Annotated in this window: 1 protein-coding gene; it reads right to left on the bottom strand. The window is 76.3% G+C overall.

Annotation, left to right across the window (positions count from 1 at the left end):
- A partial coding sequence (locus tag AWZ10_RS27770) for an MDR/SDR family oxidoreductase (protein ID WP_159058362.1) occupies positions 1–1,766 on the bottom strand: 1,766 nt, incomplete at both ends.

The following is a 1,766-nucleotide window of genomic DNA, read 5'->3' as shown; positions in this document are numbered from 1 at the left end:
CGGCGGTCCCCGCCCGGCGTCGGGCGGGGGTGCGTACCAGGCCGCGCAGCAGCACCGGCAGGACGTCGTGGTGTTCGCGCAGGGCGGCCGGGTCGATGTCCATCGGCAGCAGCGCGGCCCGGTCGGAGTCCGCGGCGGCGTCAAGCAGGCGCATGCCCTGGCCGGCGTCGAGCGGCACCATGCCGGTACGGGCGTGGCGTTCGCGGTCGGCGTCGCTGAGCTCCCCGGTCATGCCGGCGTCCGGCAGCCAGGTGCCCCAGGCGAGGGACACCGCGGGCAGGCCCTGGGCGCGCCGGTGGTGGGCGAAGGCGTCCAGGAACGCGTTGGCGGCCGAGTAGTTGGCCTGTCCGGCGCCGCCGAAGGTTCCGGCGACCGAGGAGAAGACCACGAACCGGGCGAGGTCGAGGTCGCGGGTGAGGTCGTGCAGGGCGGTCACCGCGTCGGCCTTCGGGCGCAGCGCCGCGGCGAGCCGCTGGGGTGACATCGAGGACAGCACACCGTCCACGAGGACGCCGGCGGAGTGCACCACGGCGGTCAGCGGCCGGTCGGCGGGGATGCCCGCGAGGAGCGAGGCGAGCGCGGTGCGGTCGGCGATGTCGCAGGCGGCGACGGTGACCTCGGCGCCCAGGGCGGCGAGTTCGGCCCGCAGTGCGGCCGCCTGCGGCGTGTCCGGGCCGCGCCGCCCGGCGATCAGCAGATGCCGTACGCCGTGCTCGGCGACGAGGTGGCGGGCGGTGATCCGGCCGAGGCCGCCGAGGCCGCCGGTGAGCAGCACGGTGCCCGTGGGGTCCGGCGCGGCCGGCAGGGTCAGGACGACCTTGCCGATGTGCCGGGCCTGGCTGAGGAAGCGGAACGCCTCGGGTGCGCGGCGCACGTCCCACACGGCCATCGGCAGCGGCCTGAGGACACCGCGTTCGAAGAGGTCCACGAGGACGGCGAGCATCTCGCCGATCCGGTCGGGTCCGGCCTCGACCAGGTCGAAGGCGCGGTAGTCGACGCCCGGGTGGTCGGCGGCGACCCGGGCGGGGTCGCGGACGTCGGTCTTGCCCATCTCCAGGAACCGGCCGCCGCGCGGCAGCAGCCGCAGCGAGGCGTCCACGAACTCCCGGGCCAGGGAGTCGAGGACGACGTCGAAGCCGCGGCCCTCGGTCGCCTCGCGCAGCCGTTGCTCGAACCCGAGGTCGCGGGAGGAGGCGAGGCGGTCGTCGTCGAGACCCGCGGCGCGCAGCGCGTCCCACTTGGCGGGCGACGCGGTGCCGTGGACCTCGGCGCCGAGGTGGCGGGCGAGCTGTACGGCGGCCGATCCGACGCCTCCGGCCGCTGCGTGCACGAGGACGTTCTCGCCGGGCTTCAGCCCGCCGAGGTCGACCAGCGCGTAGTACGCGGTGAGGTACACGATCGGGACGGTGGCGGCCTCCGCGAAGCTCCAGCCCTTCGGGATCCGCGCGACCATGCCGGCGTCGGCGACGGCGACGGGCCCGAAGGCTCCGGCGAACATGCCCATCACCCGGTCGCCGGGGGCGAGGCCGGTGACGTCGGCGCCGACCTCGGTGACGACGCCCGCGCCCTCCAGGCCGATCCCGGTGGCGTCACCGGGGTACATGCCGAGCGCGGTGAGGACGTCGCGGAAGTTGACGCCGGCCGCACGCAGGGAGAGGCGCACCTCGTTCGGGGCGAGCGGGGCGGTGACCTCCGGGCAGGGCGCGAGCCGCAGCCCCTCCAGCGTGCCCTGCCGCTCCACCGCGAGCCGCCAGGTGTCCGTGCCG

Source organism: Streptomyces europaeiscabiei (assembly GCF_001550375.1).
Classification (GTDB): domain Bacteria; phylum Actinomycetota; class Actinomycetes; order Streptomycetales; family Streptomycetaceae; genus Streptomyces; species Streptomyces europaeiscabiei.
The sequence above is the reverse complement of the archived record's forward strand: the minus strand, read 5'-3'. Positions and strand labels throughout refer to the sequence as shown.